Below are 24,558 nucleotides of genomic sequence, written 5' to 3' on the forward strand. Positions count from 1 at the left end.
TCCTGAGCATCGCGCTGGAGGCGGATTACGGCTCGCACGAGGCATTCACCCGCGCGTTCCGCGACCAGTTCGGCACCACGCCCGAAGCGGTCAGGGCCGCGAAATGCACCGGTCATCTCAAGCTGCAGGAGCCGATCCTCATGGACTCCACCATGTCAGACAATCTCAAAGCCCCGCGTTTCGAAACTGCCAAGGCTTTCCTCGTTGCCGGCCCCGCCGAGCGCATCTCCTGCGACAACGGCGCGGCCATTCCCGGCCTGTGGCAGCGCTTCCACCAGGAGGTCGCCGATATCCCCGCGCGCATCGGCAAGCTCGCCTACGGCGTCTGTTGCAATGGCGACGATGCCGGAAATCTAGATTACATCGCGGGCGTCGAGGTCGCCGATTTCTCCGGCCTGCCGCGCCGCTTCGGCCGTATCCGCATTCTCGAGCAGCGCTATGCGGTCTTCACCCATTCGGAGCATATCTCCTCGATCCGCCGCACGGTCAGCGCAATCTGGAATCAGTGGTTGCCGGCCTCCGGCCTGAACGCCGCGGACGCGCCGAACTTCGAGCGCTACGACGAGACGTTCGATCCTGTGACCGGCAATGGCGGGCTTGAAATCTGGTTGCCGGTGCGAGAGTAACGCGCAACGCTGGCATACCGTCCCGCTTGCTTGGCAAGCGGAAGCGACTTTGTCATAACCGCTGGCAAACCTTGCCAGCGGGGCCCGTGCCGGACATCCCGCGCAAGCCATAACAAGCAAGCCGGGAGGGGCCCAATGTCCACTGCAACGCCCAACGTCCGCGTTCTCGCGACCGACCTCGAATTTCCCGAAGGGCCGGTCGTGATGCCCGATGGTTCGGTGGTGCTGGTGGAAATCCGGGGACAGCGCCTGACCCGCGTTTATCCCGACGGTCGCAAGGAGATCGTCGCGAAGGTGCCGGGCGGACCGAACGGCGCCGCGCTCGGACCTGACGGCAAGATCTACATCTGCAACAACGGCGGTTTCTCCTGGATCCCGACCCGCAACATGATCATGCCGGGCCCGCAGCCGGAGGATTATCTCGGCGGCTCGATCCAGCGCGTCGATCTGCAAACGGGCAAGGTCGAGACCATCGTCACCAGATGCGGCGAGCACGATCTGCGCGGGCCGAATGATCTCGTGTTCGACAAGCAAGGCGGCCTGTGGTTCTCCGATCTCGGCAAGCGCCGGGCGCGCGAGATGGATGTCGGCGGCATGTACTATCTCAAGCCCGGCATGACCGAGATCGTCGAGGTCGTGCACGGCATATTGCCGGCCAACGGCATTGGCCTCTCGCCGGACGAGAACACCGTCTACATCGCGGAGACGCCGACCGGCCGGCTCTGGGCCTATGAGCTCTCCGCGCCCGGCACGCTGAAGCCGCGCGACGTGATCTATCGCGGCGAACGCGGCAAGCCGATCTGCGGCCTCGGCGGTTACCAGATGTTCGACTCGCTCGCGGTCGAGGCGAACGGCAATGTCTGCGTCGCCACGCTGGTCTCAGGCTGCATCTCGGTGATCGCACCCGACGGCACCCTGGTCGAGCAGGTCCCGACCGGCGATCGCGTCACCACCAACATCGCCTTCGGCGGCCCCGAGCTCAAAACCGCTTATATCACGCTGTCGGGCAAGGGCGAGCTCGTCGCCATGGATTGGCCGCGCAGTGGTTTACCTCTCAATTTCCTAAACAAGTAAACGGTGCTAGTGACCGTCATTGCGAGCGGAGCGAAGCAATCCAGGAATGCCTCTGCGGAGATAGTCTGGATTGCTTCGCTTCGCTCGCCATGACAACGGAGAGAGACTTCAATGCCCTGGCCTGATCCCATCACCCTGCGCGGACAGCACGCTCGTCTCGAGCCGCTGTCGAAAGAGCATCTTTCGGGCCTGACGGAGGCGGTGAAGGACGGCGAGCTGTCAAAGCTCTGGTACACGGCAATCCCGCTGCCGGAGAACATGGGCAAGGAGATCGACCGCCGCCTGGGCCTGCAGGCCGCAGGCTCCATGCTGCCGTTCACGGTGTTCGACGTCGGCGGCAACATCGTCGGCATGACGACTTATATGAACATCGACGCCAACAACCGCCGCGTCGAGATCGGCTCGACCTGGTACGGCAAGAGTGCGCAGCGCGGCCCGCTCAACACTCAGTGCAAGCTGCTCCTGCTGCGGCACGCCTTCGAGACGCTGAATTGCATCGCGGTGGAATTCCGCACGCATTTCTTCAACCACCAGAGCCGCCGCGCCATCGAGCGCCTGGGCGCCAAGCAGGACGGCATCCTGCGCAGTCACCAGGTCGCGCCGAACGGCACCCTGCGCGACACCGTCGTATACAGCATCACCGCGGCCGAATGGCCGACAGTGAAGGCGCATCTGGAATATCAACTCAACGACAAGCCGCGCTGAAGATGATGCGCACCGAACTTGCCGCGAGCTCGATCACCTCTCCCATAGGGAGAGGTCGCGCCAAAGGCGCGGGTGAGGGGAGGGGTCTCGCGTGGAACGTGATCCCCCTCACCCGATTTGCTGCGCAAATCGACCTCTCCCCGGTGGGGAGAGGTGTCGGCATCCGCGGCGGCGATTCACTTGATCTCACGACACGCCGGGGGCGAACGAATGGATAGATTTGACTATGTGATCATCGGCGCGGGCTCTGCCGGTTGCATTCTCACCTCCAGGCTCAGCGAAGATCCTGATGTCAGCGTCTGCGTGCTGGAGGCGGGGCCTTCCGACTGGCACCCCTACATCCATCTGCCGGCAGGTTTCATCAAGACCTTCCACATGAAGAGCATCAACTGGGCTTACCAGCAGGAGCCGGGCCCCTACACCGGCGGGCGCAGCATCTACGCGCCGCGCGGCAAGACGCTCGGCGGCTCGTCCTCGATCAACGGTCACATCTACAATCGCGGCCAGCGCATGGATTTCGACACCTGGGCGCAGATGGGCAATCGCGGCTGGAGCTATGCCGACGTGCTGCCCTACTTCCGGCGGCTGGAGAAGCGGGTCGGCGAGGGTGAGGCGCTCTATCGCGGCCGCGAGGGCAGCCTCACCGTCACCACCATGGACTGGCGCGATCCGCTCTGCGAGGCCTTCATGGAAGGCGCGGTCTCGCTCGGCATCCCGCGCAATCCCGACTACAACGGCAAGACGCAAGAGGGGGTGTCTTACTGCCAGCGCACCATCAACAACGGCCTCCGCGTCTCCGGAGCAACCGCGTTCCTCAAGCCCGCGATGAAGCGGCCGAACGTGCATGTGCACACCCATGCGCACGCGACCGAGATCATCTTCGAGGGCAAGCGCGCCGTCGGCGTGCGCTACATGAAGGGCGGCCGCGGCGGAACCCCTGTCGAAGTGCGTGCCAACAAGGAAGTGATCCTCTCCGGCGGCACCTATAATTCGCCCCAGCTCTTGCAACTCTCCGGCATCGGCTCGCCCGATCTGTTGCAGCAGCACGGGATCGCGGTGCGCCACGCGCTGCCGGTCGGCGAAGGGCTGCAGGACCACTATGCGCCGCGCACCGTGGCGCGGGTCAAGGATATCAAGACCATCAACGAGCTTCGCCGCGGCTGGCGTCTCTGGGTCGAGGCGATGAAATGGGCGACCCAGCGCAAGGGCCTGCTCTCGCTGTCGCCGACCATGGTCTATTGCTTCTGGCACTCAGGCGAGAGCGCCGAGAGCTCCGACCTGCAGCTCACCTTCACGCCGGCTTCTTACAAGGAAGGCGTGCAGGGCCAGCTCGAGGACGAGCCCGGCATGACGGTCGCCTCCTGGCAGCAACGCCCGGAGAGCCGCGGCTATGTCCGTATCCGCTCCAACGATCCGTTCGCGCCACCGATCATCCAGACCAACTATCTCGATGCCGAGCTCGATCGCCGCGTCATCGTCGGCGGCATGAAGCTCGCGCGGCGCCTTTTGAAGTCCGCACCGCTGTCGCCCTATTACGCCTACGAGGATTTCCCCGGCCCCAACGTCAACAGCGATGACGAATTCCTGCACGCCGCCACCGAGCGCGGCACCACCACCTTCCACCCCGGCTGTACCTGCCGCATGGGCCCGGCGGATTCGACCTGGGCCGTCGTCGACGACCAGCTCCGCGTCCACGGCCTCGAAGGGTTGCGGGTGATCGACGCCTCGGTCATGCCCCGCATGATCTCGGCCAACCTCAACGCCTCCACCATGATGATCGCCGACCGCGCCTCGGACCTCATCCGTGGCAAGGCACCGATGGAAGCCGCAAGAATTCCGGACGCCGCGGTGGCGTAGGGCACTTGGTAGGGTGGGTAAGGCTGACCCAAACCCACCCTAAGACGTCGTAGTCACATGAGCACGCGAGTCGGAGAGCGACGCCGTCGCCCCTCGGCAATGACGATGTAAACAGAGCCGCGAATGCTTCTCTGGCGTCGTCCTGGCGAAAGCCAGGACCCGTTACCCAGGGAGGGGTTTTGCGAAAACTGTTCGGTACTCCGACGATCAGCAATCGATAGATCATGCGGCATGGGTCCTGGCTTTCGCCAGGACGACACCGGCAGTGTGACTAGCCGCGTGCCTCAAACTTCCCGTCGGCTCAAGAACGCCAGCCGCTCGAACAGGTGCACGTCCTGCTCGTTCTTGAGCAGCGCGCCGTGCAGCGGCGGGATCAGTTTGCGCGGGTCGCGTTCGCGCAGTTGCTCGACGCTCATGTCTTCGTTGAGCAGCAGCTTGAGCCAGTCGAGCAGCTCCGACGTCGATGGCTTCTTCTTCAAGCCGGGCACCTCGCGCACCTCGAAGAAGATGCGCAGCGCTTCCTCCACCAGGCGCTTCTTGATGCCGGGGAAGTGGACGTCGACGATGCGGCCCATCGTGTCGGCGTCGGGGAACTTGATGTAGTGGAAGAAGCAGCGGCGCAGGAAGGCGTCCGGCAGCTCCTTCTCGTTGTTGGAGGTGATCATCATGATCGGGCGCTGCTTGGCCTTGATGGTCTCGCCGGTCTCGTAGACATGGAATTCCATGCGGTCGAGCTCGAGCAGGAGATCGTTCGGGAATTCGATGTCGGCCTTGTCGATCTCGTCGATCAAGAGCACTGGACGCTGCTCGGCGGTGAAGGCTTCCCACAGCTTGCCGCGCTTGATGTAGTTCTTGATGTCGGACACCCTGCTGTCGCCGAGCTGGCTGTCGCGCAGGCGCGACACGGCATCGTATTCGTAGAGGCCCTGCTGCGCCTTGGTGGTGGACTTGATGTGCCAAGTCAGCAGCGGCGCGTTCAGCGCTTTCGCCACTTCCTCCGCCAGCACCGTCTTGCCGGTGCCGGGCTCGCCCTTCACCAGGAGCGGGCGCTCCAGCACGATCGAGGCGTTGACGGCGACCTTGAGATCGTCGGTCGCAACATAATCCTTGGTGCCCGTAAATTTCATTTCGCGTCCTTGTTGGTCGTCGTCCGGAGCTCTGTCCCGGTCGCGACAAGGGAACGGCCGCGCATGGCGGCCGTTCCTGGTTCGGTCAGGCTTTCAGACCCGTCTTATCAGCGAAAGGATCACCAGCACAATCACCGCGCCGATCGTGGCATCGACGATGGCGCCGAACGTGCCGGTGGCGAGCTCGATGTGCAGCTGGGGCAGCACCCAGCTCGCCACCAGCGCGCCGATGATGCCGACCACGATGTTGCCGATCAGCCCAAATCCCGCCCCGTGGACAATCTTGCCGGCAAGCCAGCCGGCGATCGCGCCGATGATCAGTGCTGCGATAATTCCCATTGCAAACGTCCCCCAAACATCCCCTTGAAGCGGGCAATTCTAGAGGAAAATGTCATTGGGTCCACGCTGAATCGCTGCAGTCGCGATCTCGCTTCACCTCTCCCCGACGGGGAGAGGTCGGATCGCCCTTGCGATCCGGGTGAGGGGGCGCCGACCTCAGGAGAGAGCGAAACCCCTCACCCGCGCCTTCGGCGCGACCTTTCCCGATGGGAGAGGTGAAGGGCGCCCCTTGACGTTCGCCACCCGACGGGCAATCTGTCAGCTATGTTCCTGCAATTCTTCACTTCTCTGCGCGATGCGCAGGTCCCCGTGACGCTGCGCGAATACCTCACGCTGATGGAGGCGCTCGACGCTGACCTCGGCGACTATTCGGTCGAGAATTTCTACTATCTGTCGCGCGCCTCGCTGGTGAAGGACGAGCGCAATCTCGACAAGTTCGATCGCGTCTTCGGTACGGTGTTCAAGGGTCTGGAAAGCCTGCTCGATGCCATGGAGAAGGCGGAGATCCCCGAGGAGTGGCTGAAGAAGCTCGCCGAGAAATATCTCAGCGAGGAGGAGAAGAAGCAGATCGAGGCGATGGGCTGGGACAAGCTCATGGAGACGTTGAAGAAGCGCCTCGAGGAACAGAAGGGCCGACACCAGGGCGGCTCGAAATGGATCGGCACCGCCGGCACCTCGCCGTTCGGCGCGCATGGCTACAATCCCGAAGGCGTGCGCATCGGTCAGGAGAAGAACCGCAACAACCGCGCCGTGAAGGTGTGGGACAAACGCGAGTTCAAAGATCTCGACGGCAATGTCGAGCTCGGCATTCGCAACATCAAGGTGGCGCTGCGCCGCCTGCGCAAGTTCGCGCGCACCGGTGCGCCCGACGAGCTCGATCTCGACACCACCATTCGCGAGACTGCCAATCACGGCTATCTCGACGTCCACATGCGCCCCGAGCGGCGCAATGCGGTGAAGCTCTTGGTGTTCTTCGACATCGGCGGCTCCATGGATTCGCATATCGAACAGGTCGAGGAGCTGTTCTCGGCGGCGAAGAGCGAGTTCAAGCACATGGAGTATTTCTACTTCCACAACTGCCTCTACGAGGGCGTGTGGAAGCAGAACAAGCGCCGCTTCACCGACCGCACGCCGACCTGGGACGTGCTGCACAAATACCCGCACGACTACAAGGTCGTGTTCGTCGGTGACGCCTCGATGTCGCCCTACGAGATCATGGTGCCCGGCGGCTCGGTCGAGCACGTCAACGAGGAGCCGGGCTCGGTCTGGCTCGATCGCATCATCCGCACCTATCCGCACACGGTGTGGCTCAATCCGGTTGCCCAGAAGCACTGGGACTATTCGGAATCCACCACGATCATCAAACGTATTTTCGCCAATCGCATGTACCCGATCACGATCGAGGGTCTGGAGAATGCGATGAAAGAATTGACGCACTAGCTCCACGCGCGGCCGACAAGAGGGAGAGCCATATGTCCCAAAACATCACCCGCGGCATCAAGGCGCTGATCGACGAGGCCAATGCCGAGATCGAGACGCTCTCCGCCAAGGAGGCCATCGAGATCGCCAAGAACGGCGACGTCGTCATCGTCGATATTAGAGACCCCCGCGAGATCGAGCGCGACGGCCGCATTCCCGGCGCGTTCTCCTGCACCCGCGGCATGCTCGAATTCTGGATCGATCCGCAGAGCCCGTATGCAAAGCCGATCTTCCAGGAAGACAAGAAGTTCGTGTTCCACTGCGCCGGCGGCCTGCGCTCCGCGCTTGCGGCCAAGACTGCGCAGGACATGGGCCTCAAGCCCGTCGCCCACATCGCCGGCGGCTACGCCGCCTGGCGCGATGCCGGCGGCCCGACGGAGAAGTGGGAGCCGAAGAAGAAGGGGTGAGGGCCTCGCTCTCTCCACTCGTCATTCCGGGGCGCGACGAGGTCGCGAGCCCGGAATCCATTCATCTACCAACGCTGCCGCACGATGGATTCCGGGCTCGTGCTGCGCACGTCCCGAAATGACAAGAAAGACGTAGCATGACCACCGATCCCCTCGTTTCCACCGAATGGCTCGCCGCCCACATCAACGATGCCAACGTTCGGGTGCTCGACGCCAGCTTCAAGCTGCCGGGCGTGCTGCCGCTGCCGAAGGATGACTATCTCGCCGCGCATCTGCCGGGCGCCGTGTTCTTCGACGTCGATGCGGTGTCGGACCATTCCAACCCCCTGCCGCACATGTATCCGAGCGCCGAGCAGTTCGGCCGCGATGTCGGCAATCTCGGCATCTCCAACACAGATACCGTCGTTATCTACGATGCCGGCGGCTGGGTCGCCGCGCCGCGTGCGTGGTGGATGTTCCTGGCCTTCGGCCACAGCAATGTGCGCATCCTCAACGGCGGCTTGAAGAAGTGGCGTGCCGAGGGCCGCCCTGTCGAGGGCGGCGAAGTGAAGCCGAAGCCCGCAAGCTTCAAGGCGAGCTTCGATCCGAGGCGCGTGCGCAGCATGCAGCAGCTGATTGCGAATCTCGAAAGCCCTGCCGAGCAGGTGATCGACGCCCGCGCCGCCGATCGTTTCGAAGGCCGCGCGCCCGAGCCGCGTGCAGGCATCCGTTCCGGCCACATCCCCGGCGCGCGCAACGTACCGTACAATCTGCTGTTCGATGCCGCGACCGGCATCATGAAGCCGCTCGAGGATCTCCGCGCAGCCTTCGTGAATGCCGGCGTCAAGCTCGATGCACCGATCGTGACGAGCTGCGGCTCCGGCGTCTCGGCCGGCGTGTTGACGCTCGCGCTCTATCGCCTAGGGGTCTCCGACACCGCGCTCTACGACGGCTCATGGTCGGAATGGGGCCAGGAGAAGGGCCCGCCGATCGCGACAGGGCCGGCGTAAGGTCAGCGCGCGCGAGTGGCCGTCGTGGCGAGCGTCTGCTGTGGCTGGCCGAACGGGTCGAGTGCCTGCTGGATCTGCTGCGGCGGTGGGCGCCGAACGACGCGGTGACGCTTCTTCGGCTTGTGCGCGCGCGGCTTGCTTTCTGGTCTAACGCTGTCGGCCTTGGGCCTCGCCGGCGGATCCTTGCTGGCCGTGGCCGCAAGCTCGTTCAGCGCAGCTAAGCGGGCCGCGGCCATGTCGTTCACGCGCGAGGCCAATGCCGGTGTCGCGGTTCGCGGCACGTCGGTGGCGGATATTGCCGGGGCCGGCGGCGCGGCGATGGAAACGGTCGTGTCGGCCGTGGTGAGCGTGTCGGTCGGCGCGGGAGAAGCAGCCTCAGTCTTGGCCGGCTCGGGGACCGGTGCTTCGGTGGCGGGCGGCGCCGTCTCCACAGCCGGCGCGATCGCCGCGACCTGCGTTGAAACCTGGGCCTCGGGCTGGGATTCGAGCGTCACCGCCGCCATCTGCGCGGGATCGGTCTCGATGGCGGGCAGGGCGATGCTCGGGATCTGGTCCTGCATCGCAGATGTCGCCTCATCGGGGACCTGCGCGACCGGCTCAACGCGCAACGCTGCGAGCACCGGCCGGGCCGGTTCGGGCGCTTGCGCGAACACCTGCTCCTGCGGACCGTTCCGCCAGGCCGGGTTATTGACATACTGCTCGTGGGTCGCCCGGAGCAGCGAGGCGGCGCCCAAGCCGAACACCAGGATGGAGGTAGACAGCAGGATCGCGCCAAGCAGGAAGCGGAAGCCGGGAAGCATCGAAGGGTTACGAATTTCCGCCCCGGCGGCGTATGGCCGGGGCCCATGAGCCATCTGAACGCGGTGACGGTACTGCTTGCCGCGTTCGCCACGCGGGGGATTCGAGCTCAAAGCGGTGGCGAATCAGGCTGATTCGAACATATCGCAACGTCTCCGCGCCGTTCCGTAAAAAACGGGGTGGAGAACTCCGGCATTCTACGGCGTGATGCGATTTCCGCCCCGTGATGCAACGGGGCAACTGTGTGCGATTGCATCACAAATCGCAAAATCAGGCACAAATCAGCCTGTTGTGTCTTGAATGTGCCGCTATCTTCGGTCATCTGGCCCATGACGGCCTGGACGGGGCCCGGGGACGACACAAGAGCGATGATGATCAAACATTTTCTGACGATATGCGCTGCCGCAACGGTCGCTGCGGCGGGAACCTCGCTTGTGCAGGCCCAGAGCTATCCGGTCCAGCAGGCGCCGAGTTACGGCGCCCCCGCTGAATACCGGCCCGGTGACCGCACGCCGAATTTCGACGCGCTGGAAGATGATGACGACGCGGCGCCGCAGGCTGCGCTGCCGCCGCCGGGGCCGAACGGCCCGATCACATCGCCGGACGATCCGCGCTACGGGCGCCCGGCCGGTGCTCCCCCGGTCTACTCCGCTGCCCCGCCGCAGGGCCCCGTGATGTCGCCGGATGATCCTCGCTACGGCCGTCCGGCTGGCGCGCCGCCGGTTTATTCCGCCGCGCCGCCGCAAGGGCCGGTGATGTCGCCCGACGATCCCCGTTACGGCCGCCCCGCGGCTCCGCCTCCGGTGATCTATGCCGACCGTCCGGGCCAGGCGCCGGCTAACGACGGCATGCGTCCGCCCGAGGCCGTTAGCGGCCCGGCTGCGACCGGAGCGGTCTCGCCGCAACCCGGCGCCGGTGGCCGGCCGATGTCGGTTGCTTCGCTGCCGCCCGAGGAGCAGCCCGACGCTGCGCCCGCGCAGCTGTCTCCGAACCTGCGCCGCCAGGAAGTCGCGTTCCAAACCAAGGAGCCCGCCGGCACCATCGTGGTCGATACGCCGAACACCTACCTCTATTACGTCCTCGGCAATGGCCGCGCGATCCGCTACGGCGTCCGTGTCGGCCGCGACGGCTTCACTTGGACCGGCGTGCAGAAGATCACCCGCAAGGCCGAGTGGCCGGATTGGCATCCGCCGGCGGAAATGATCGAGCGCCAGCCCTATCTGCCGCGCTTCATGGCCGGCGGCGAAGGCAATCCGCTCGGCGCGCGCGCCATGTATCTCGGCTCGACCGTCTACCGTATCCACGGCACCAACCAGCCCTCGACCATCGGCAAGTTCGTGTCGTCGGGCTGTATCGGCATGCTGAACGAAGACGTCTCGGACCTGTTCGATCGCGTCAAGGTCGGCACCCGCGTGGTGGTGTTGCCGGGTGGTCCGGCGCCGGGAACGGCGACGGCTTCCGCGGCGCCGACGCCGGGCGCTGCTGGTCCGGCTCCGATGGCCGCCCAGGCCGGCCCGGTTCCAGGGACCCAGCCGACCGTGGTGCCGCCGTTGCCCGCGCCGGTCACCGTGCGCTGAGCGCGGAGATCATTGAGATTGCGAAGGGCGTGCCGTCGGCGCGCCCTTCGTCGTTTCAGGCGAGCTTGCGCGGCAGCTCACCGCCCTTGGTCCAGGCGTCGATCGCCTCGACCATCTGGGCGTAGTGCATGCGCAGCCCGTCTTCGGTCGCGTAGCCGAGATGTGGCGTCAGCACGAGATTGTCGAGCTTGCGGAAGGGATGATCCACCGGCAGCGGTTCGACTGAGAACACGTCAAGGCTGGCTCCGGCGATCTTCTTCTGTTGCAAGGCCTCGAGCAGCGCCTGCTCGTCGACGATCGGCCCGCGCGCGGTGTTGACGAGGAAGGCCGTCGGCTTCATCCGCGCGAGATCCGCACGGCTGACCAGGCCCCGCGAACGCTCACTCAGCACCACATGGATGGTGATGATGTCGGCCTTGGCGAACAGCTCCTCCTTGGTGGCGTAGCCGACACCCGCGCCCGCACACTTCTCCGGTGTCAGGTTCGGGCTCCAGGCGATCACGTTCATGCCGAAGGCCTTGGCAATGCCGGCCATCTTGGTGCCGAGCTTGCCGAGGCCGACGATGCCGAGCGTCATGCCCTCGATCTCGACGCCGGCAAAGGTCTGCCAGTGCTCGCCGGCATGCATGCGCGCGTTCTCGCGGCCGATGCCGCGGGTCAGTTCAAGGATCAGGCCCATGGTCAGCGGCGCGGTGGGGTCGCGCGAGTATTGCGTGCCGCCGATCGCGACGCCCTTTGCCTTGGCGGCCTCCATGTCGATCGCGGCATTGCGCATGCCTGACGTGAGCAGCAGCTTCAGCTTCGGCAGCTTGTCGAACAGGCCTTTGGGGAACGCGGTGCGCTCACGCATCGCGCAGATGATCTCGAAATCCGCCAGCGCGCCGGCCGTAGCCTGCTCGGAGGCGAAGGAGTGGGTGAACACGGTGATGTCGACGCGGTCGGACAGCTTCGACCACTCGGCGACGTCGAGGGCGAGGTTGAAATAGTCGTCGAGAATTGCACAGCGCAGCCGGCTCATCAGCGTTCATCCATGGCGAGGGGTGAAGGCGCGTGCGGGCGCCACCGTCGGACCGGGGCCATGGTTGCGCGCATTGGGGGCTGCGCGCAAGCAGCTTGCGTCTTCAAAAATCCGGCAGCCGGCGCCTAGCGGTCGCGGGGCTTGAGCCGGATCGGCGCATCCATGCCGTGCTTGGCGCGCCAGGCGGGGCCGGGGCCGCGCATGTAGTGCAGTTCGGGCCGGTAGGGGCTGAAGGCGGTGGTGAAGAAGCGCTTCCAGAAGCCCTTGACCTCCGCGACGAACCCGGAGACGTGCCCGGCTTCTACCGGAACGTGATGAGAGGTGGTCTCGATCAGAGCCATGATGCGGCCTCGCTGTGCTCCCGGTCATTCTGAGCGGGTGGCGCTGTTTCCGCGCGAAACCGAGCTTTGGCTTGATTTATTAAAAGATGGTTTCAATTGTCCGGATCGGCGGCCGGATGGTGTCCGTTCCGTATTCATCCGTGGTGAACGGACGGAAAACGTTGCCCTTTCAGGGCGGGATCGCTACATCGGCGGCAAGCAAATTTCCTCAAATCGAAGGTTTCACGGGACCGATGGCGCGCCAGTTCATCTATTTCATGCAGGGCCTGACCAAGAGCTATCCGACCCGGAAGGTGCTCGATAACATCCATCTGAGCTTCTACCCGGACGCCAAGATCGGCGTACTCGGCGTCAACGGCTCGGGTAAATCGACGCTGCTCAGGATCATGGCCGGGCTCGACAAGGAGTACACCGGCGAGGCCTGGGTCGCCGAGGGCGCCCGCGTCGGTTACCTCGAGCAGGAGCCGCAGCTCGATCCCAAGCTGTCCGTGCGTGAGAATGTCATGCAGGGCGTCGCCAAGCAGAAGGCGATTCTCGACCGCTACAACGAGCTTGCGGTCAACTATTCGGACGAGACCGCCGACGAGATGACCAAGCTGCAGGATGAGATCGAGGCCCAGGGCCTCTGGGATCTCGACAGCAAGGTCGACCAGGCGATGGATGCGCTGCGCTGCCCTTCAGACGATGCCGACGTGACGAAACTTTCCGGTGGCGAGCGCCGCCGCGTCGCCTTGTGCCGGCTCTTGCTCGACCAGCCCGAGCTGCTGCTGCTGGACGAGCCGACCAACCATCTCGACGCCGAATCCGTGTCGTGGCTCGAAGGCCATCTGCGCAACTATCCCGGCGCCATTCTGATCGTCACCCACGATCGCTACTTCCTCGACAACGTCACGGGCTGGATCCTCGAGCTCGATCGCGGCCGTGGCATCCCCTACGAGGGCAATTACTCGTCCTGGCTGGTGCAGAAACAGAAGCGCCTGGAGCAGGAGGGCCGCGAGGACGCCGCACACCAGAAGACGCTGGCCCGCGAGCAGGAATGGGTCGCATCCTCGCCGAAGGCACGCCAGGCCAAATCCAAGGCGCGCTACCAGCGCTATGAAGAGCTGCTCAAGAAGGCGAGCGAGAAGCAGACCCAGACCGCGCAGATCATCATCCCGGTCGCCGAGCGGCTCGGCGCCAACGTCGTCGACTTCGAAGGCCTCAGCAAGGGCTTCGGCGATCGTCTCCTGATCGACAATCTCACCTTCAAGCTGCCGCCCGGCGGCATCGTCGGTGTGATCGGCCCCAACGGCGCCGGCAAGACCACGTTGTTCAGGATGATCACCGGCCAGGAAAAGCCCGACGCCGGTACGATCACGGTCGGCGAGACTGTTCATCTCGGCTATGTCGACCAGTCGCGCGATGCGCTCGACGGCAAGAAGACCGTGTGGGAGGAAATTTCAGGCGGCAACGAGCTGATCCTGCTCGGCAAGAAGGAAGTGAACTCGCGCGGCTATTGCTCGGCATTCAACTTCAAGGGCGCGGACCAGCAAAAGAAGGTCGGCGCGCTCTCGGGCGGTGAACGCAACCGCGTGCACCTCGCCAAGATGCTGAAGTCGGGCGCCAACGTGCTGCTGCTCGACGAACCGACCAATGACCTCGACGTCGACACGCTGCGCGCGCTCGAAGAGGCACTGGAGGATTTCGCCGGCTGCGCCGTCATCATCAGCCACGATCGCTGGTTTCTCGACCGCATCGCGACTCACATTCTGGCCTTCGAAGGCGACAGCCACGTTGAATGGTTTGAAGGCAACTTCCAGGACTACGAAAAGGATAAGATGCGCCGGCTCGGCCAGGACAGCATCATCCCGCACCGCGTGAAGTACAAGAAGCTGACGCGGTGATTGCGGCATGATGCGGCGGACGCTCATCGCTGCGGTGATCGTGGTCACCTGCGGCTGGTCGTCCGCGCACGCCGCCGATGCCGCGTTCACCCAGTTCATTGCCTCGCTCTGGCCGGAAGCGCAGGCCGCGGGTGTCTCGCGCGCGGCGTTCGAAGAGCAAACGCGCGGGCTCGAACCGGATTACAAGCTGCCTGACCTGACCCTGCCGGGACGGCCCGCGACAGGCGCGCCGTCGCAGGCCGAGTTCGTGCAGGTGCCGGCCGACTACATCAAGGAAGCTTCGATCGCGCGGCTCGCGGGTGAGGGGCAACGGCTGCTGCAGAAATACGGCGCCGCGCTGGCGAAAATCGAGAAGAGTTCCGGCGTGCCTGCCACCGTGATGCTCGCGATCTGGGGGCGCGAGACCGATTACGGCCGCTATAAACTGCCTTACGATCTCGTCCGGGTGCTCGCGACGCAGGCCTATGTCGGCCGGCGCAAGGATACCTATCGCAATGAATTCATCCTCGCGCTGAAGATTCTCAGCGAGGGTGTGGTCACGCGCAAGGACTTGACCTCATCCTGGGCCGGCGCCACCGGGCTCACGCAGTTCCTGCCGTCCGAATATTACAAGCACGGCGTCGATTTCGACGGCGACGGTCGCATCGACATCTGGCACTCGGTGCCGGATGCGCTGGCGTCCGCGGCGCAGCAGCTCGTGAACAAGGGCTGGCAGAGCGGGGTGCGCTGGGCCTACGAGGTACAGGCGCCGGCGAAGGTCGATTGCACGATGGGCGTGCCGGAGGTGACGAAGCCGATCGGCCAGTGGTTGCGCGATGGCTTCGTGCCGGTGCGCGGGCAAAAGCTCAGTGCCGCGGAGCAGGCGGAGCCGGCCTCGTTGCTGCAGCCGGAAGGCATCTATGGTCCGTCGTTCCTGGCGACGAAGAACTACTTCGTCATCAAGGAATACAACTTCTCCGACCTCTATGTGCTGTTCGTCGGCCATCTCAGTGACCGCATGACGAGCCCGCTGCCCTTTGCGACGCCCTGGTCGGCATCGAAGCAATTGCGCACTCTGGATGTTGAGGCCATGCAGCGCGGGCTCACGCGCGTCGGGCTCTACAAGGACAAGGTCGACGGCAAGGCCGGCATGCAGACCCGTGCGGCGCTCGGTGCCTATCAGAAGTCGGCAGGTCTCAAGGTCGATTGCTGGCCCAGCGAAGAGGTGCTGCGTTCGATCCAGGCTGCGCGATAGCGCGGGACCAAAAGAAAAGCCCGGTCGAGGGTGCTCGACCGGGCTTCGATCGGGGCGCTCAAAAGCGCCGTGCGATCAGATCAGTAGCAAACGCGAACCGGGCGGATGACCCAGCCATAGCCGTCCCAATAGCGCTGGCGCTGCCAGTAGCAGGGCGGGGGCGGCGGGCCGGGCTCGGCGACGTAAACCGGGCCGCCATAGGCGGGACGGCTCGAGGCGATGGCGCCGCCAATGATCGCGCCGCCAAGCAGGCCGGCTGCGATGCCGGCACCGACGCCGTCGTGGGCCTGGGCGGACGGCGTGGCGGTCACCAGCGAACCGGCGATCGTCGCAACCGTGAGGGCGGCAACAATAGTCTTCTTCATGCTCTTGGCTCTCCTGGGAGAAGGACGTCCCTTGTTAGGAGCGTCCGGGGTTCAAAGGTTCACGCAGACTTTGATGGAATTGGCCTTGTGGCTAGGAAGCGCGCAAATGGTCAATCCACGGTAAACGCACACGGAGCTGTGACGAGAAAAAGCGGTCTTTTTCGGGCCCTGAGATGAACGGCCCCTCCGTAGTGAACCGGCCCTCTACGGACTCAGCCGCAGACCCGGACGCGGCGGATGCGCCAGGCATAGCCGTCCCAGAAGCGCTGTTTCTGCCAGACACAGCCACCGCCATAATAGTCGTCAGCGACATAGCCGGGACCCGGCGCGTAGTAGCGGGGCGGGTAGTAGCCGGGTTCATAATAGCCCGGTCCAGGTCCGTAATAATACGGAGACGCCAGCGCACCGCCGACGATGGCGCCGCCGATGATCCCCGCGGCCACGCCGGCAGCGACACCGCGCTGTGCATGGGCCGGCGTTCCCGCCGTCAGGACCAGGGTTGCGGTGGCAGCGACTGCCGTAAGCATCTTCTTCATCGGAGCGACCTTTCACAGCGAACGCGGAACTCTTGCGGCTAAAGTTCCATATTTCGCTTGAACGATCAATGAACGGTTCGTGGGCCGGGTGCGACCAAATGCTGGAAGTCACGGCTTTTTGCCCAGGAGACGACGATGAACATCCTCACCGATGCCCTGATCGCCTTCGGGGCCGTCGGCGTGATCGGCTATGCCCTGATGACCCATTTGCAGAGCCGAGCGCCGCGCCCGCGCGCCAGAGCAGGCGGCGACGGCGGAGGCGGTGACACCTATTCAGATACGCCGAACGACGGTTTCTCGCTGGGAAGCTGGTTTTCCAGCGACAGTTCCGGGAGCGCGGCCGAGGGCAGCAGCTGCTCGTCCAGCGATAGCAGCGTGGGCGGCGATTGCGGCGGAGGCGGCGACGGTGGAGGAGGCGGTGGCGGCGACTAGGACCGATCAGGGTATCCCCTTGATCCAGCGCAACGCCCTGTTTTAGAGCCGTTCTAGGCTATGAACGGGCCAGTTTGGAATAGCTTCAAATACCGGTTTTTCCTTTTGCATCGGGCCGGCCCGTTCAATATCGATGATGGCGCATCACCGAAGGGCCTACCACTTCATGATCGTTTGTTCCTGTAACGTGCTGAGTGATGACGACATCCGCGCCGCCGTCGCCGAGTCCGACGATGCCGTGCGTCATGCCAAGCAGGTCTATGGATGTTTGGGCTGTAGCGCCGAATGCGGCCGTTGCGCGCGCACCATCAAGACCATCATCGACGAAGCGCTTGGCCCCTGTGCGCAGTCCTGCTGCGCCGGTTGCCCGCACAGCCACACGGTGGCTGCGAACGACGAGATCGCTGAGCCCGTCCAGTTCGCCCTCGCGGCCTGCTGAATTTCACGCCATTGGCTGAGCTTTTCCCCGGCTGCGTCCCCGTAGCCGCTTGCCCCCGTATTTGACCTGACTTAGAAACTTTCTAAAATCGGACACGGCCCATTTGAACTGCAAGAGCTGGAGTGAACTATGCAGGGCGACGCAAAAGTCATCGACTATCTCAACAAGGCGCTGCGTCATGAGCTGACTGCGATCAACCAGTACTGGCTGCATTATCGCTTCCTCGACAATTGGGGCCTCCTCGACATGGCCAAGGTCTGGCGCAAGGAGTCCATCGAGGAGATGGAGCACGCCGACAAGCTCACCGCACGCATCCTGTTTCTCGACGGCTTCCCGAACATGCAGGTGCTCGATCCGCTGCGCATCGGCCAGAACGTCAAGGAGATCATCGAATGCGATCTCGCCGCTGAAATGAGCGCTCGGGCGCTCTACCAGGAAGCGGCGACCTATTGCCACGGCGCCAAGGATTACGTCACTCGCGACCTGTTCGAGAAGCTGATGAGCGACGAGGAGCACCACATCGACTTCCTCGAAACCCAGCTCGACCTGATCGGCCGGATCGGTCTTGAACTCTACACCCAGAAGCATGTCGGCGGGCTCGAGGGCGAGGGGCACTAAGCTCAGCGCCAACATCAGCAGCACGCCTCGATGTCGTCCCGGCTTTCCGGGACGACATTTTTATTTGGGCGCGAGCTATAGCTGCGCCTTGTAGCGTTCTTCCACAATCTCCTGGCTCTCCGGCTCGCCGAGGCTGGTCTGGTCGTGGATGACTTGGCTGATGCTCGGCATCACCGAGCGCTGCACTTTCTCTGGCGACCACAGCTTTGAGCGCATCAGCGCTTTGCCGCAGTGGAAATAAACTTCGCTGACGGCAACGTTCAGCACCGCGCGCGGAGGCTTGCCGAACTCCACCATCGAGGCGAGCAGATCCGGATCGGCCGAAAGCGTGCCGCGTCCGCCGACGCGCAGTGTCTCGTCGATCCCGGGCACGAAGAACAACAGGTGCACGAAGCCCGACCCCTCGACGACGTTGCGAAAGCTGTCGATGCGGTTGTTGCCGGCACGGTCCGGCATCCGCAACTGATTAGGGCCGGTGACATGGACGAAGCCAACGCTGCCGCCGCGCGGTGAGGCGTCGACGCTGCCGTCGATGCCTGACGTCGCAAGCACGCAGAATGGCGACATCTCGATGAACTTCCTCGCATGCGCATCGATCGCGGGGCGCGCCTTCGCGATCACACGCGCCGTCGGCTTTGCATAAATGGTGGCGAGCTCTTCAGCGCAAAGGTCGGTCAACGGCGTACCTCCGTATTGGTTTGGGGCAAAGTACCCGATCGGCCGGTCTCCAGCATGGAAGCCATGCCAGACAGGTGCCGAAAGTAGCTGATGAGGATCGCAGCGCGATGAATCCGGCCTACATCGTGCGCTGCGGCGCGGTTTGCAGCAATTGGCGGACCTGCTCGCTGTAGAACTTCGCATTCCCGGTGGTGCCGTGGCCGCGCGTCTCGGTGCTTGCAGGGATGAGATACAGTTTGCCGTTCTTGACCCGCTTCATTGCCGCGTCCGTGATGCCGGTTTCCGGCGGATTGCGCTCATCATCGGCGGAATTGATCAGCAGCAGCGTTGCCTCGATCTGCTCCAATTTGTCGCCGGCGTTGTAGTCGTGCGAGGACTCCCACTGGTAGACGTAGTCGTTGGCGTCCGCCGTGATCGGCGTCCCCAGCCGCTCGTCGACGATCTTGTCGGCCTTAGCCGCGGTCGGCGCCTGCTGCTGATAAGCGAGCGTGCCGCCGATGCTGGCGATGCCATAGGCCGTGATGGCGTATTTCATCATGCGCGGCTGGCTGGTGTAATTGCCGCCATTGTAGTCGGGATCGTTGCGGATGGTGTCGAGCATGATCCGCCGCATCATCCAGTTGCGCGATGCCATCTCGGTCGGCTGTGAGGCCATCGGCACCAGCGCGTCCATGTCCTTGGGATATTTCTCGCCCCACAGCCAGGTCTGCATGCCGCCCATGGAGTTGCCGATCACGAGGCGCAGGTGCTTGATGCCGAGTCCTTCAGTCACGAGACGATGCTGAGCCTCGACCATGTCGTCGTAATCGTATTTGGGAAAGCTCGTCTTCATCCCATCGGACGGCTTTGACGATTTGCCATGGCCGATCGCATCGGGAAGGATGATATAATATTTGGAAGCATCGAGCGGCTGTCCGGCACCGAACATCTCGCCCGCGAAGGCGGGCGTCAGCATGCTCGCACCCGAGCCGCCGGTGCCGTGCAGCACCAGCACCGGTTGTCCGCTTGGGTCACCGATGGTGGTGTAATGGAGCTTCAGGTCCGGCATGACCTCGCCGGTGTGGAATTTGAAATCTTTCGCGATCCAGTCGCCTTGCTTCGGCGCAGGGTAATCGGTTGCCAGCGCCGGAATCGAGAACGACAGCAAGGCTGCGGCAAGCAGCGCGCTCGAGAACTTCATGAGTTTCCTCCCCGCTGCGGCCATCCGGCCGCTTCGCACTCGATATTATCAGCCTCACTCGGATGATCGAGTGCCGATGTGCTGTCCGCAGCCAAAACTTTTCGCAATTGATGCGTCGCGCAAGGGGAATATCTGGAGGCGGCGAGGCTGGCGGCCTAATGCTCCCGGAGCAAACCAAGCGCATACCAGCCCCAGTAGACTCTGTGACGCTGGATCAGTCCATTGTCGATCTCCATGATCTCGACCAGCTCCATCTGCTCGCCATCGGGAGCGACGCGTGGATATTCCCAGGTGACGATCCGGCCATCGGTGAAGAAGCCCTGCTTGAAGCGCTTTCGCTGCGGCGGATTGGTCTGGAACACGCGCGTAATGAAGACACGCAGATTGTCCCTGCCCTGGACGATCCCGGTGGGAGTGTTCATGAGATGCTGGACCAACGGGCTTTCGATGGATGCGTCATCGGCATAAAGTGCGAGCGACGCCTCGAGGTCCTTGTTGCCGAGGGCTTCATCCCAGAGTCTGCAGATGCGTTCTGCATCGCTCCGGTGGGCTTCGTAGACCATTGTTGTACTCCTCTGGATTTGGGACGGTATCTCGGGAGATCGCAAAGAACGCGGCCTTGAAGTTTCATTGAATTCTGAAATGTCCGGCTCTGGAACGATGCGATGACGTGGCGGCAGGTCCACATGGGCGGGAGGTTTTGATGGGCGCAGCCAGACAATCGGTACACTCGGGGTTTTCGCGGCTTACCGATGCCTTGAGCGATCCCGCGCGCGAGGCCATGGTGAGTGCTCTGTTCGGCGGCAAGGCGCTACCCGCAGGCGAGCTGGCACTGCTTGCCGGCGTATCGCCGCAAAGCGCCAGCGCGCATCTTCAAAGCTGACCGAGGCGCGTCTGCTCTCGGTGTGGCAGCAGGGTCGGTTCCGCTACTACCGGATCGCGGACGATGAGGTCGCGGGGCTGATCGAAAATCTCGTTAATGTCGCGGCCAGGACCGAGCATGCGGAACGTGCGCGAGGCGTGCCGATGCCGCTCCGTCAGTCGCGGACCTGCTATTGCCATCTCGCCGGCCAGCTCGGCGTGGCGCTGAGACACGGGTTGCTGGCCAGGAAGCTGATAGCTCTGCGCGGGCGCGAGGCTTTCATCACCGACGAGGGACTCGCCTGGTGTCGTGCGGAGGCCGTCGACTTCAAGCCGGGTCGTGATGCACCTTTGCGGCTCTGCAACGATTGGACCGAGCGTGTGCCGCATCTGGCAGGACCGTTCGCCAATGCGATCCTGAAGCGGCTGATTGCGACGCATGCGCTGGCGCCGCACCGCGTTCCACGCGCGCTCCGTCTTACCCCGAGGGGCCGGGCGTTCTTCGAACGGCTCGGCGTTTCAATTCCGTTCTGAAGCCGCGCCGGATGACGGTGACACTGGCAGATCCCGCATGTAGCATTCGGCGGCCGCCGATCGTCCTTGAGCAGGATCGCCTTCCAGGAGGAACTATGTGCCGCAACATCAAGACGCTGTTCAATTTCGAGCCGCCGGCGACCGAAGACGAGATTCATGCCAGCGCGCTCCAGTTCGTGCGAAAGCTCTCCGGCTTCAACAAGCCGTCGCAGGCCAACGAGGCCGCATTCGAGCGCGCGGTGGCTGAGGTCTCGGAGGCAGCTCGGCGGCTGCTGACCTCGCTGCATACCCACGCGCCGGCGCGCGACCGCGAGGTCGAGGCGGAGAAGGCAAGGGAGCGTTCGCGGCTGCGCTTCGGCTAGAGGGCGGCAAGCTCCACCGTGACCTGACTCACGGAAGCGGGGGGCGCTCATGCGCGATGATGTGCGCCGGGGTTTTGACAACCCGGAGCAGGACCATGAACCGCCCCCTTATTCCGCTGAAAGCAGGTGCCATCGTTTTCACGCTGTTGTGGACCGCGTGGATGATGTGGTGGAGCGGCTCGTTCTCGAGCGCGAATGTCGTGATCCTCGCCTTCTGCGGGACAGCGGTCGGCTATCTCTGGTATCGCGCCATGCGCTGGCAATTCGAGCGCATGGGCATGTTGCCGGGGCCTGAGGATCAGGCCAAGTAGACCGGCTAGTCTTTGTGGCCGTGCTTCTTCTTTTTCTTCTTCTTGCGCTCGCCGCCTTCGCCTTCGTCGCTCTCGCCACCTTCATCGGAGGAGGCATCGCCGGCCTCGTGCACGGCGGCTTCGAGTGCCGCGCGTTCGGCGGCCTCCTGCTCACGCCGGCGGCGGCGTTCGTCCCAGGCATCGAACAACTGCTCGAGCCACGGCAGCACCTGCTCGATCGACGGCAATTGGCCCGGCGGACCCGCTTCGCCGCGCGGGCCTTGAGGACCGGCGGGTCCCTGCGGACCAACGGGTCCTTGCGGACCGGCGGGGCCCTGTGGTCCCGCTGCTCCCCGCGGACCTGCTTCCCCTGGCTTGCCCGGCACGCCAGGCTTACCCTGCGGGCCAGCCTTTCCGGCCGGACCTGGCTTGCCCTGCGGTCCCGGCTTGCCGCGTGCGCCATCCGGGCCGCGCTTGCCGGGATGCCCCTGCGGTCCCGGCCGTCCCGGCTCGCCCTGTCGTCCGCGCGGACCCTGAGGTCCCGGCCGTCCCTGTTCGTCTGCCACGCCGCTGCTCCTTCTGCGCACGCAAGCTACTTAGCGGCGTTTGGCGACAGCAGCAATTCCGCCCGCACATCATGCCGGGCTTGATCAACATCAATCCGCGACAGGGTGCGCCGTGTGATTGATGTCGCGGCCACAATCCTTGCGAGGAGCGACCGATGCGCGCGGCGTGGAAAGTCTTTTGTCTGGCGGCAATCGTGCTCGCGGCGGCGATCGGCCTCGCTCATCTGCTCGTGCCGGATGTCGTGCCGGTCGGCTACGCCGAAGAGCCGCAGGCCTCATGGGCGATCCTGACGGCCTTTGCGCTACGCGCAATCGCGCTGACCGCAGCCTGGGTCGCGATCATCACGTTGTCGGTGCTCGTCGGCAGCAAGCTTCATCAGATGGTCTTCCGCGCAGATAGCGCGCGGAACGATCGCACCGTCACGCGCTAGTCATGATAGGCCGGCACCTCGATGCCGGAAGCCGCATAGAGCCTGATCTTGTTGCGCAGCGTCCGCACTGACAGGCCGAGCACGCGCGAGGCGCGCGTGCGGTTGCCGTCGCAGCGTGCGAGGGTCTGCAGCACGAGCTCGCGCTCGACCTCGCCGACAGTTGCGCCGATCAGCAGTGGAACGATCTCGTTGGGTGCAAGGAACTGCGCGCCCCGCTCGGGCGCCGCGACATGAACAGTGGTCATCAACACACTCCCCGATCAACGCCCGCTTCCATCGTTGGAAGCGGATCGAGAACAAACGACCCCAAGCCGTAGATCTACGGTCGGCGGATTTGGTTAATGAAAGGTTAATTCCGCGCGAGCGCACGAATTGACCTTGGGAATGCCGCCGCGTTGCCGCGATTGGCACGAGATGCGTCGTGAAGCGGGCCTAACTTGCTCACACCGTGCGATATCCGCCGTCCACCATCACGATCGTTCCTGTGACGTAAGACGACAGGTCCGAGGCGAGGAAGATCGCGGGGCCCACGATGTCCTCGGGCTTGCCGGTGCGCGCGAGCGGAGTGTGGTCGACGAAGGCCTGCACCAATGCGGGATTGGTGGCGCGTACATTGGCGTTGATGTTGGTCTCGATGAAGCCTGGCCCGATCGCGTTGACGCGCACGCCCTCCTTGCCGAGCTCGACCGCGAGCGCTTTGGTGAAGCCGAGCACGCCGTGTTTTGACGTGGTGTACGCCGCCGAGCTCGGCGTGCGCAGATGCACGAAAGACTGGATCGAGCCGATATTGACGATCCGGCCCTTGCTTGCGCGCAAGGGCGCGAGGAACGCCTGCGTCATGTTGAAGACGCCGTTGAGGTTCAGCGAGATGATGTCGTTCCAGTCCTTCGCCACGGTTTCCGTTTCCGCGGTGAAGGCGTTGCGGCGGGTGATACCGGCGTTGTTGACGAGGATCGAGACCTGCCCGACCTTGTCGGCCACCTGTTTGGCCAGCGCGAAGCAATCCTCGCGCCTGGTCACGTCGAGCGCAAAGCTCTCGGCCTTGCCGCCCGATTTTCGGATCTCTCGGGCGGCCTCCGCGACCGTCTCGGCATTGACGTCCAGCAGCACCACTTGCGCGCCCTCGCGGGCGTAGCCGGCGGCGATCGCCCGGCCGATGCCGGAGCCTGCGCCCGTGACGACGGCGACGTGGTTTGCGAGCAATGCCATGACGGTTTCCTTCCGGATTCGTTTCTAAGTTTCATGAAAGGCTAACCCGAAATTAAGGGGTCGGAAACGGCCGCCTTGGCATACTCGTCTTCATTGCTAAACGTTGCGCGCATGATGGAACGACTTGAATCCTGGAAACTGGCGCTGGAGCGCCTGCGGTCGGCGGTTGATGCCGATTGGGCCGAGGCCGGCCGGCTCGTGGCCGAAATCGTCAGGATGAGCACGGATGCCACGTTGCGGCAGGCCGCCGAGCAGGCGCTGCCCGTCCTCCGCCAGGCCGCGGACAATGACGATCACGGCGTCACGCTGGCCGCCCGGCGCCGCGTCGGCGTGATCCTCGATGTCGTCCATGATCTGACCGCGCCGCGCTTCGGCCGACGCAATGCGACGCCGAAGAAGCTGTCCAGCGAGGATCGCGCCCGCAAGATGCTGGGCCTGCCGCTCGCGGTGCAGCTCACCTGCGACGACATCAACCAGGCCTATCGCCGCGCCGCCAAGGGGATGCATCCCGACCAGGGCGGCAGCGCGCAGGCCTTCATCGACCTCTCCGCCGCGCGCGATGTGTTGATTCATCCCGGCGCGCACAAGGACGCTTGAGGGCGC

32 protein-coding genes are annotated in these 24,558 nt (G+C 64.2%); 19 read left to right on the forward strand and 13 right to left on the reverse strand.

Features of this window, described 5'->3' with window-relative positions; all coding sequences use genetic code 11:
- The 4 genes from IF809_RS25790 to IF809_RS25805 form a co-directional block, all read left to right on the forward strand.
- The coding region (locus IF809_RS25790; RefSeq protein ID WP_462838915.1) for a GyrI-like domain-containing protein at positions 1–626 on the forward strand (626 nt) is incomplete at its 5' end.
- A 135-nt stretch (positions 627–761) separates the two neighbouring features.
- Complete coding sequence (locus tag IF809_RS25795; protein WP_453982333.1) at positions 762–1,700, forward strand: SMP-30/gluconolactonase/LRE family protein; 939 nt, start codon at positions 762–764, stop codon at positions 1,698–1,700.
- A gap of 111 nt (positions 1,701–1,811) precedes the next feature.
- Positions 1,812–2,405 (forward strand): GNAT family N-acetyltransferase, encoded by a 594-nt coding sequence (locus IF809_RS25800; protein WP_462838916.1) that lies wholly within the window; start codon positions 1,812–1,814, stop codon positions 2,403–2,405.
- A gap of 210 nt (positions 2,406–2,615) precedes the next feature.
- Positions 2,616–4,262 (forward strand): GMC family oxidoreductase, encoded by a 1,647-nt coding sequence (locus IF809_RS25805; RefSeq protein ID WP_462838917.1) that lies wholly within the window; start codon positions 2,616–2,618, stop codon positions 4,260–4,262.
- Positions 4,263–4,546: 284 nt separating this feature from the next.
- Here the strand turns inward: IF809_RS25805 and IF809_RS25810 are convergent, their stop codons facing one another.
- Both IF809_RS25810 and IF809_RS25815 read right to left on the reverse strand, forming a co-directional pair.
- A complete protein-coding gene (locus tag IF809_RS25810) occupies positions 4,547–5,389 on the reverse strand; it encodes an AAA family ATPase (protein ID WP_061027206.1) in 843 nt (280 codons plus the stop codon).
- Positions 5,390–5,482: 93 nt separating this feature from the next.
- On the reverse strand, positions 5,483–5,728 hold the full coding sequence (locus IF809_RS25815) for a GlsB/YeaQ/YmgE family stress response membrane protein (RefSeq protein WP_092297730.1): 246 nt from the start codon (positions 5,726–5,728) through the stop codon (positions 5,483–5,485).
- 264 nt (positions 5,729–5,992) lie between these two features.
- Between IF809_RS25815 and IF809_RS25820 the strand changes: the two genes are divergently transcribed.
- The 3 genes from IF809_RS25820 (at position 5,993) to sseA (ending at position 8,603) form a co-directional block, all read left to right on the forward strand.
- A complete protein-coding gene (locus tag IF809_RS25820; RefSeq protein WP_128964609.1) occupies positions 5,993–7,168 on the forward strand; it encodes a vWA domain-containing protein in 1,176 nt (391 codons plus the stop codon).
- A gap of 32 nt (positions 7,169–7,200) precedes the next feature.
- Positions 7,201–7,614, forward strand: coding sequence for a rhodanese-like domain-containing protein (locus IF809_RS25825; RefSeq protein ID WP_462838918.1), 414 nt, complete (start codon positions 7,201–7,203; stop codon positions 7,612–7,614).
- A 137-nt stretch (positions 7,615–7,751) separates the two neighbouring features.
- On the forward strand, positions 7,752–8,603 hold the full coding sequence (gene sseA / locus IF809_RS25830; protein ID WP_453995870.1) for a 3-mercaptopyruvate sulfurtransferase: 852 nt from the start codon (positions 7,752–7,754) through the stop codon (positions 8,601–8,603).
- Positions 8,604–8,605: 2 nt separating this feature from the next.
- Here the strand turns inward: sseA and IF809_RS25835 are convergent, their stop codons facing one another.
- Positions 8,606–9,403, reverse strand: coding sequence for a hypothetical protein (locus IF809_RS25835; RefSeq protein ID WP_462838919.1), 798 nt, complete (start codon positions 9,401–9,403; stop codon positions 8,606–8,608).
- Between the two features lie 369 nt (positions 9,404–9,772).
- On the opposite strand from IF809_RS25835, the gene IF809_RS25840 reads away from it, so the two are divergent.
- Positions 9,773–10,978: a L,D-transpeptidase gene (locus tag IF809_RS25840; RefSeq protein WP_453983589.1), complete on the forward strand. Its 1,206-nt coding sequence runs from the start codon at positions 9,773–9,775 to the stop codon at positions 10,976–10,978.
- 55 nt (positions 10,979–11,033) lie between these two features.
- On the opposite strand, the gene IF809_RS25845 is transcribed toward IF809_RS25840, so the two are convergent.
- Both IF809_RS25845 and IF809_RS25850 read right to left on the reverse strand, forming a co-directional pair.
- Entirely contained in the window at positions 11,034–11,996 is a 963-nt protein-coding gene (locus tag IF809_RS25845) for a D-2-hydroxyacid dehydrogenase family protein (protein WP_462838920.1), read from the reverse strand.
- Between the two features lie 125 nt (positions 11,997–12,121).
- Positions 12,122–12,337, reverse strand: coding sequence for a hypothetical protein (locus IF809_RS25850; protein WP_128964615.1), 216 nt, complete (start codon positions 12,335–12,337; stop codon positions 12,122–12,124).
- Positions 12,338–12,570: 233 nt separating this feature from the next.
- Between IF809_RS25850 and ettA the strand changes: the two genes are divergently transcribed.
- Positions 12,571–14,220, forward strand: coding sequence for an energy-dependent translational throttle protein EttA (gene ettA / locus IF809_RS25855; RefSeq protein WP_128964616.1), 1,650 nt, complete (start codon positions 12,571–12,573; stop codon positions 14,218–14,220).
- A 7-nt stretch (positions 14,221–14,227) separates the two neighbouring features.
- Positions 14,228–15,454: a lytic murein transglycosylase gene (locus tag IF809_RS25860; protein WP_462838921.1), complete on the forward strand. Its 1,227-nt coding sequence runs from the start codon at positions 14,228–14,230 to the stop codon at positions 15,452–15,454.
- 80 nt (positions 15,455–15,534) lie between these two features.
- Here the strand turns inward: IF809_RS25860 and IF809_RS25865 are convergent, their stop codons facing one another.
- On the reverse strand, positions 15,535–15,819 hold the full coding sequence (locus tag IF809_RS25865) for a hypothetical protein (protein WP_128964618.1): 285 nt from the start codon (positions 15,817–15,819) through the stop codon (positions 15,535–15,537).
- 212 nt (positions 15,820–16,031) lie between these two features.
- Entirely contained in the window at positions 16,032–16,355 is a 324-nt protein-coding gene (locus tag IF809_RS25870; protein ID WP_462838922.1) for a hypothetical protein, read from the reverse strand.
- Positions 16,356–16,490: 135 nt separating this feature from the next.
- On the opposite strand from IF809_RS25870, the gene IF809_RS25875 reads away from it, so the two are divergent.
- The 3 genes from IF809_RS25875 to bfr all read left to right on the forward strand — a co-directional run bounded on the left by IF809_RS25875 (position 16,491) and on the right by bfr (position 17,844).
- Positions 16,491–16,787: a hypothetical protein gene (locus tag IF809_RS25875; RefSeq protein ID WP_453982341.1), complete on the forward strand. Its 297-nt coding sequence runs from the start codon at positions 16,491–16,493 to the stop codon at positions 16,785–16,787.
- A 166-nt stretch (positions 16,788–16,953) separates the two neighbouring features.
- Positions 16,954–17,226, forward strand: a complete 273-nt coding sequence (locus IF809_RS25880; protein WP_128964621.1) for a (2Fe-2S)-binding protein — start codon at positions 16,954–16,956, stop codon at positions 17,224–17,226.
- Between the two features lie 129 nt (positions 17,227–17,355).
- Positions 17,356–17,844 (forward strand): bacterioferritin, encoded by a 489-nt coding sequence (bfr, locus tag IF809_RS25885; protein WP_024339472.1) that lies wholly within the window; start codon positions 17,356–17,358, stop codon positions 17,842–17,844.
- A gap of 75 nt (positions 17,845–17,919) precedes the next feature.
- Here the strand turns inward: bfr and IF809_RS25890 are convergent, their stop codons facing one another.
- From IF809_RS25890 to IF809_RS25900, 3 genes are all read right to left on the reverse strand, one after another.
- Positions 17,920–18,522, reverse strand: a complete 603-nt coding sequence (locus tag IF809_RS25890; protein WP_128964622.1) for an MSMEG_1061 family FMN-dependent PPOX-type flavoprotein — start codon at positions 18,520–18,522, stop codon at positions 17,920–17,922.
- 118 nt (positions 18,523–18,640) lie between these two features.
- Positions 18,641–19,702 carry an alpha/beta fold hydrolase gene (locus IF809_RS25895; RefSeq protein WP_128964623.1) on the reverse strand — a complete coding sequence of 354 codons (1,062 nt, stop codon included), beginning with the start codon at positions 19,700–19,702 and terminating at the stop codon, positions 18,641–18,643.
- A 155-nt stretch (positions 19,703–19,857) separates the two neighbouring features.
- Positions 19,858–20,265 (reverse strand): nuclear transport factor 2 family protein, encoded by a 408-nt coding sequence (locus tag IF809_RS25900; RefSeq protein ID WP_128964624.1) that lies wholly within the window; start codon positions 20,263–20,265, stop codon positions 19,858–19,860.
- 140 nt (positions 20,266–20,405) lie between these two features.
- Here IF809_RS25900 and IF809_RS25905 point away from each other — a divergent pair, with 140 nt between their 5' ends.
- From IF809_RS25905 to IF809_RS25920, 4 genes are all read left to right on the forward strand, one after another.
- Complete coding sequence (locus IF809_RS25905; RefSeq protein WP_462838923.1) at positions 20,406–20,585, forward strand: hypothetical protein; 180 nt, start codon at positions 20,406–20,408, stop codon at positions 20,583–20,585.
- Positions 20,586–20,605: 20 nt separating this feature from the next.
- On the forward strand, positions 20,606–21,097 hold the full coding sequence (locus IF809_RS25910) for a hypothetical protein (protein ID WP_462838924.1): 492 nt from the start codon (positions 20,606–20,608) through the stop codon (positions 21,095–21,097).
- Positions 21,098–21,192: 95 nt separating this feature from the next.
- On the forward strand, positions 21,193–21,459 hold the full coding sequence (locus tag IF809_RS25915; RefSeq protein WP_128964626.1) for a DUF2277 domain-containing protein: 267 nt from the start codon (positions 21,193–21,195) through the stop codon (positions 21,457–21,459).
- Positions 21,460–21,554: 95 nt separating this feature from the next.
- On the forward strand, positions 21,555–21,770 hold the full coding sequence (locus tag IF809_RS25920) for a hypothetical protein (RefSeq protein WP_128964627.1): 216 nt from the start codon (positions 21,555–21,557) through the stop codon (positions 21,768–21,770).
- A gap of 5 nt (positions 21,771–21,775) precedes the next feature.
- Here IF809_RS25920 and IF809_RS25925 read toward each other — a convergent pair whose 3' ends face one another.
- Positions 21,776–22,315, reverse strand: a complete 540-nt coding sequence (locus IF809_RS25925) for a collagen-like protein (protein ID WP_462838925.1) — start codon at positions 22,313–22,315, stop codon at positions 21,776–21,778.
- Positions 22,316–22,470: 155 nt separating this feature from the next.
- Between IF809_RS25925 and IF809_RS25930 the strand changes: the two genes are divergently transcribed.
- On the forward strand, positions 22,471–22,746 hold the full coding sequence (locus tag IF809_RS25930) for a hypothetical protein (protein ID WP_128964629.1): 276 nt from the start codon (positions 22,471–22,473) through the stop codon (positions 22,744–22,746).
- Here the strand turns inward: IF809_RS25930 and IF809_RS25935 are convergent.
- Together IF809_RS25935 and IF809_RS25940 are read right to left on the reverse strand one after the other, a co-directional pair.
- On the reverse strand, positions 22,743–22,991 hold the full coding sequence (locus IF809_RS25935; protein ID WP_128964630.1) for a helix-turn-helix domain-containing protein: 249 nt from the start codon (positions 22,989–22,991) through the stop codon (positions 22,743–22,745). The genes IF809_RS25930 and IF809_RS25935 overlap by 4 nt on opposite strands.
- A gap of 196 nt (positions 22,992–23,187) precedes the next feature.
- On the reverse strand, positions 23,188–23,955 hold the full coding sequence (locus tag IF809_RS25940) for an SDR family NAD(P)-dependent oxidoreductase (protein ID WP_462838926.1): 768 nt from the start codon (positions 23,953–23,955) through the stop codon (positions 23,188–23,190).
- Between the two features lie 111 nt (positions 23,956–24,066).
- On the opposite strand from IF809_RS25940, the gene IF809_RS25945 reads away from it, so the two are divergent.
- Complete coding sequence (locus tag IF809_RS25945) at positions 24,067–24,552, forward strand: J domain-containing protein (protein WP_128964632.1); 486 nt, start codon at positions 24,067–24,069, stop codon at positions 24,550–24,552.
- Positions 24,553–24,558 lie beyond the last annotated feature (6 nt).

The sequence above is a fragment of the Bradyrhizobium sp. UFLA06-24 genome, assembly GCF_054967145.1.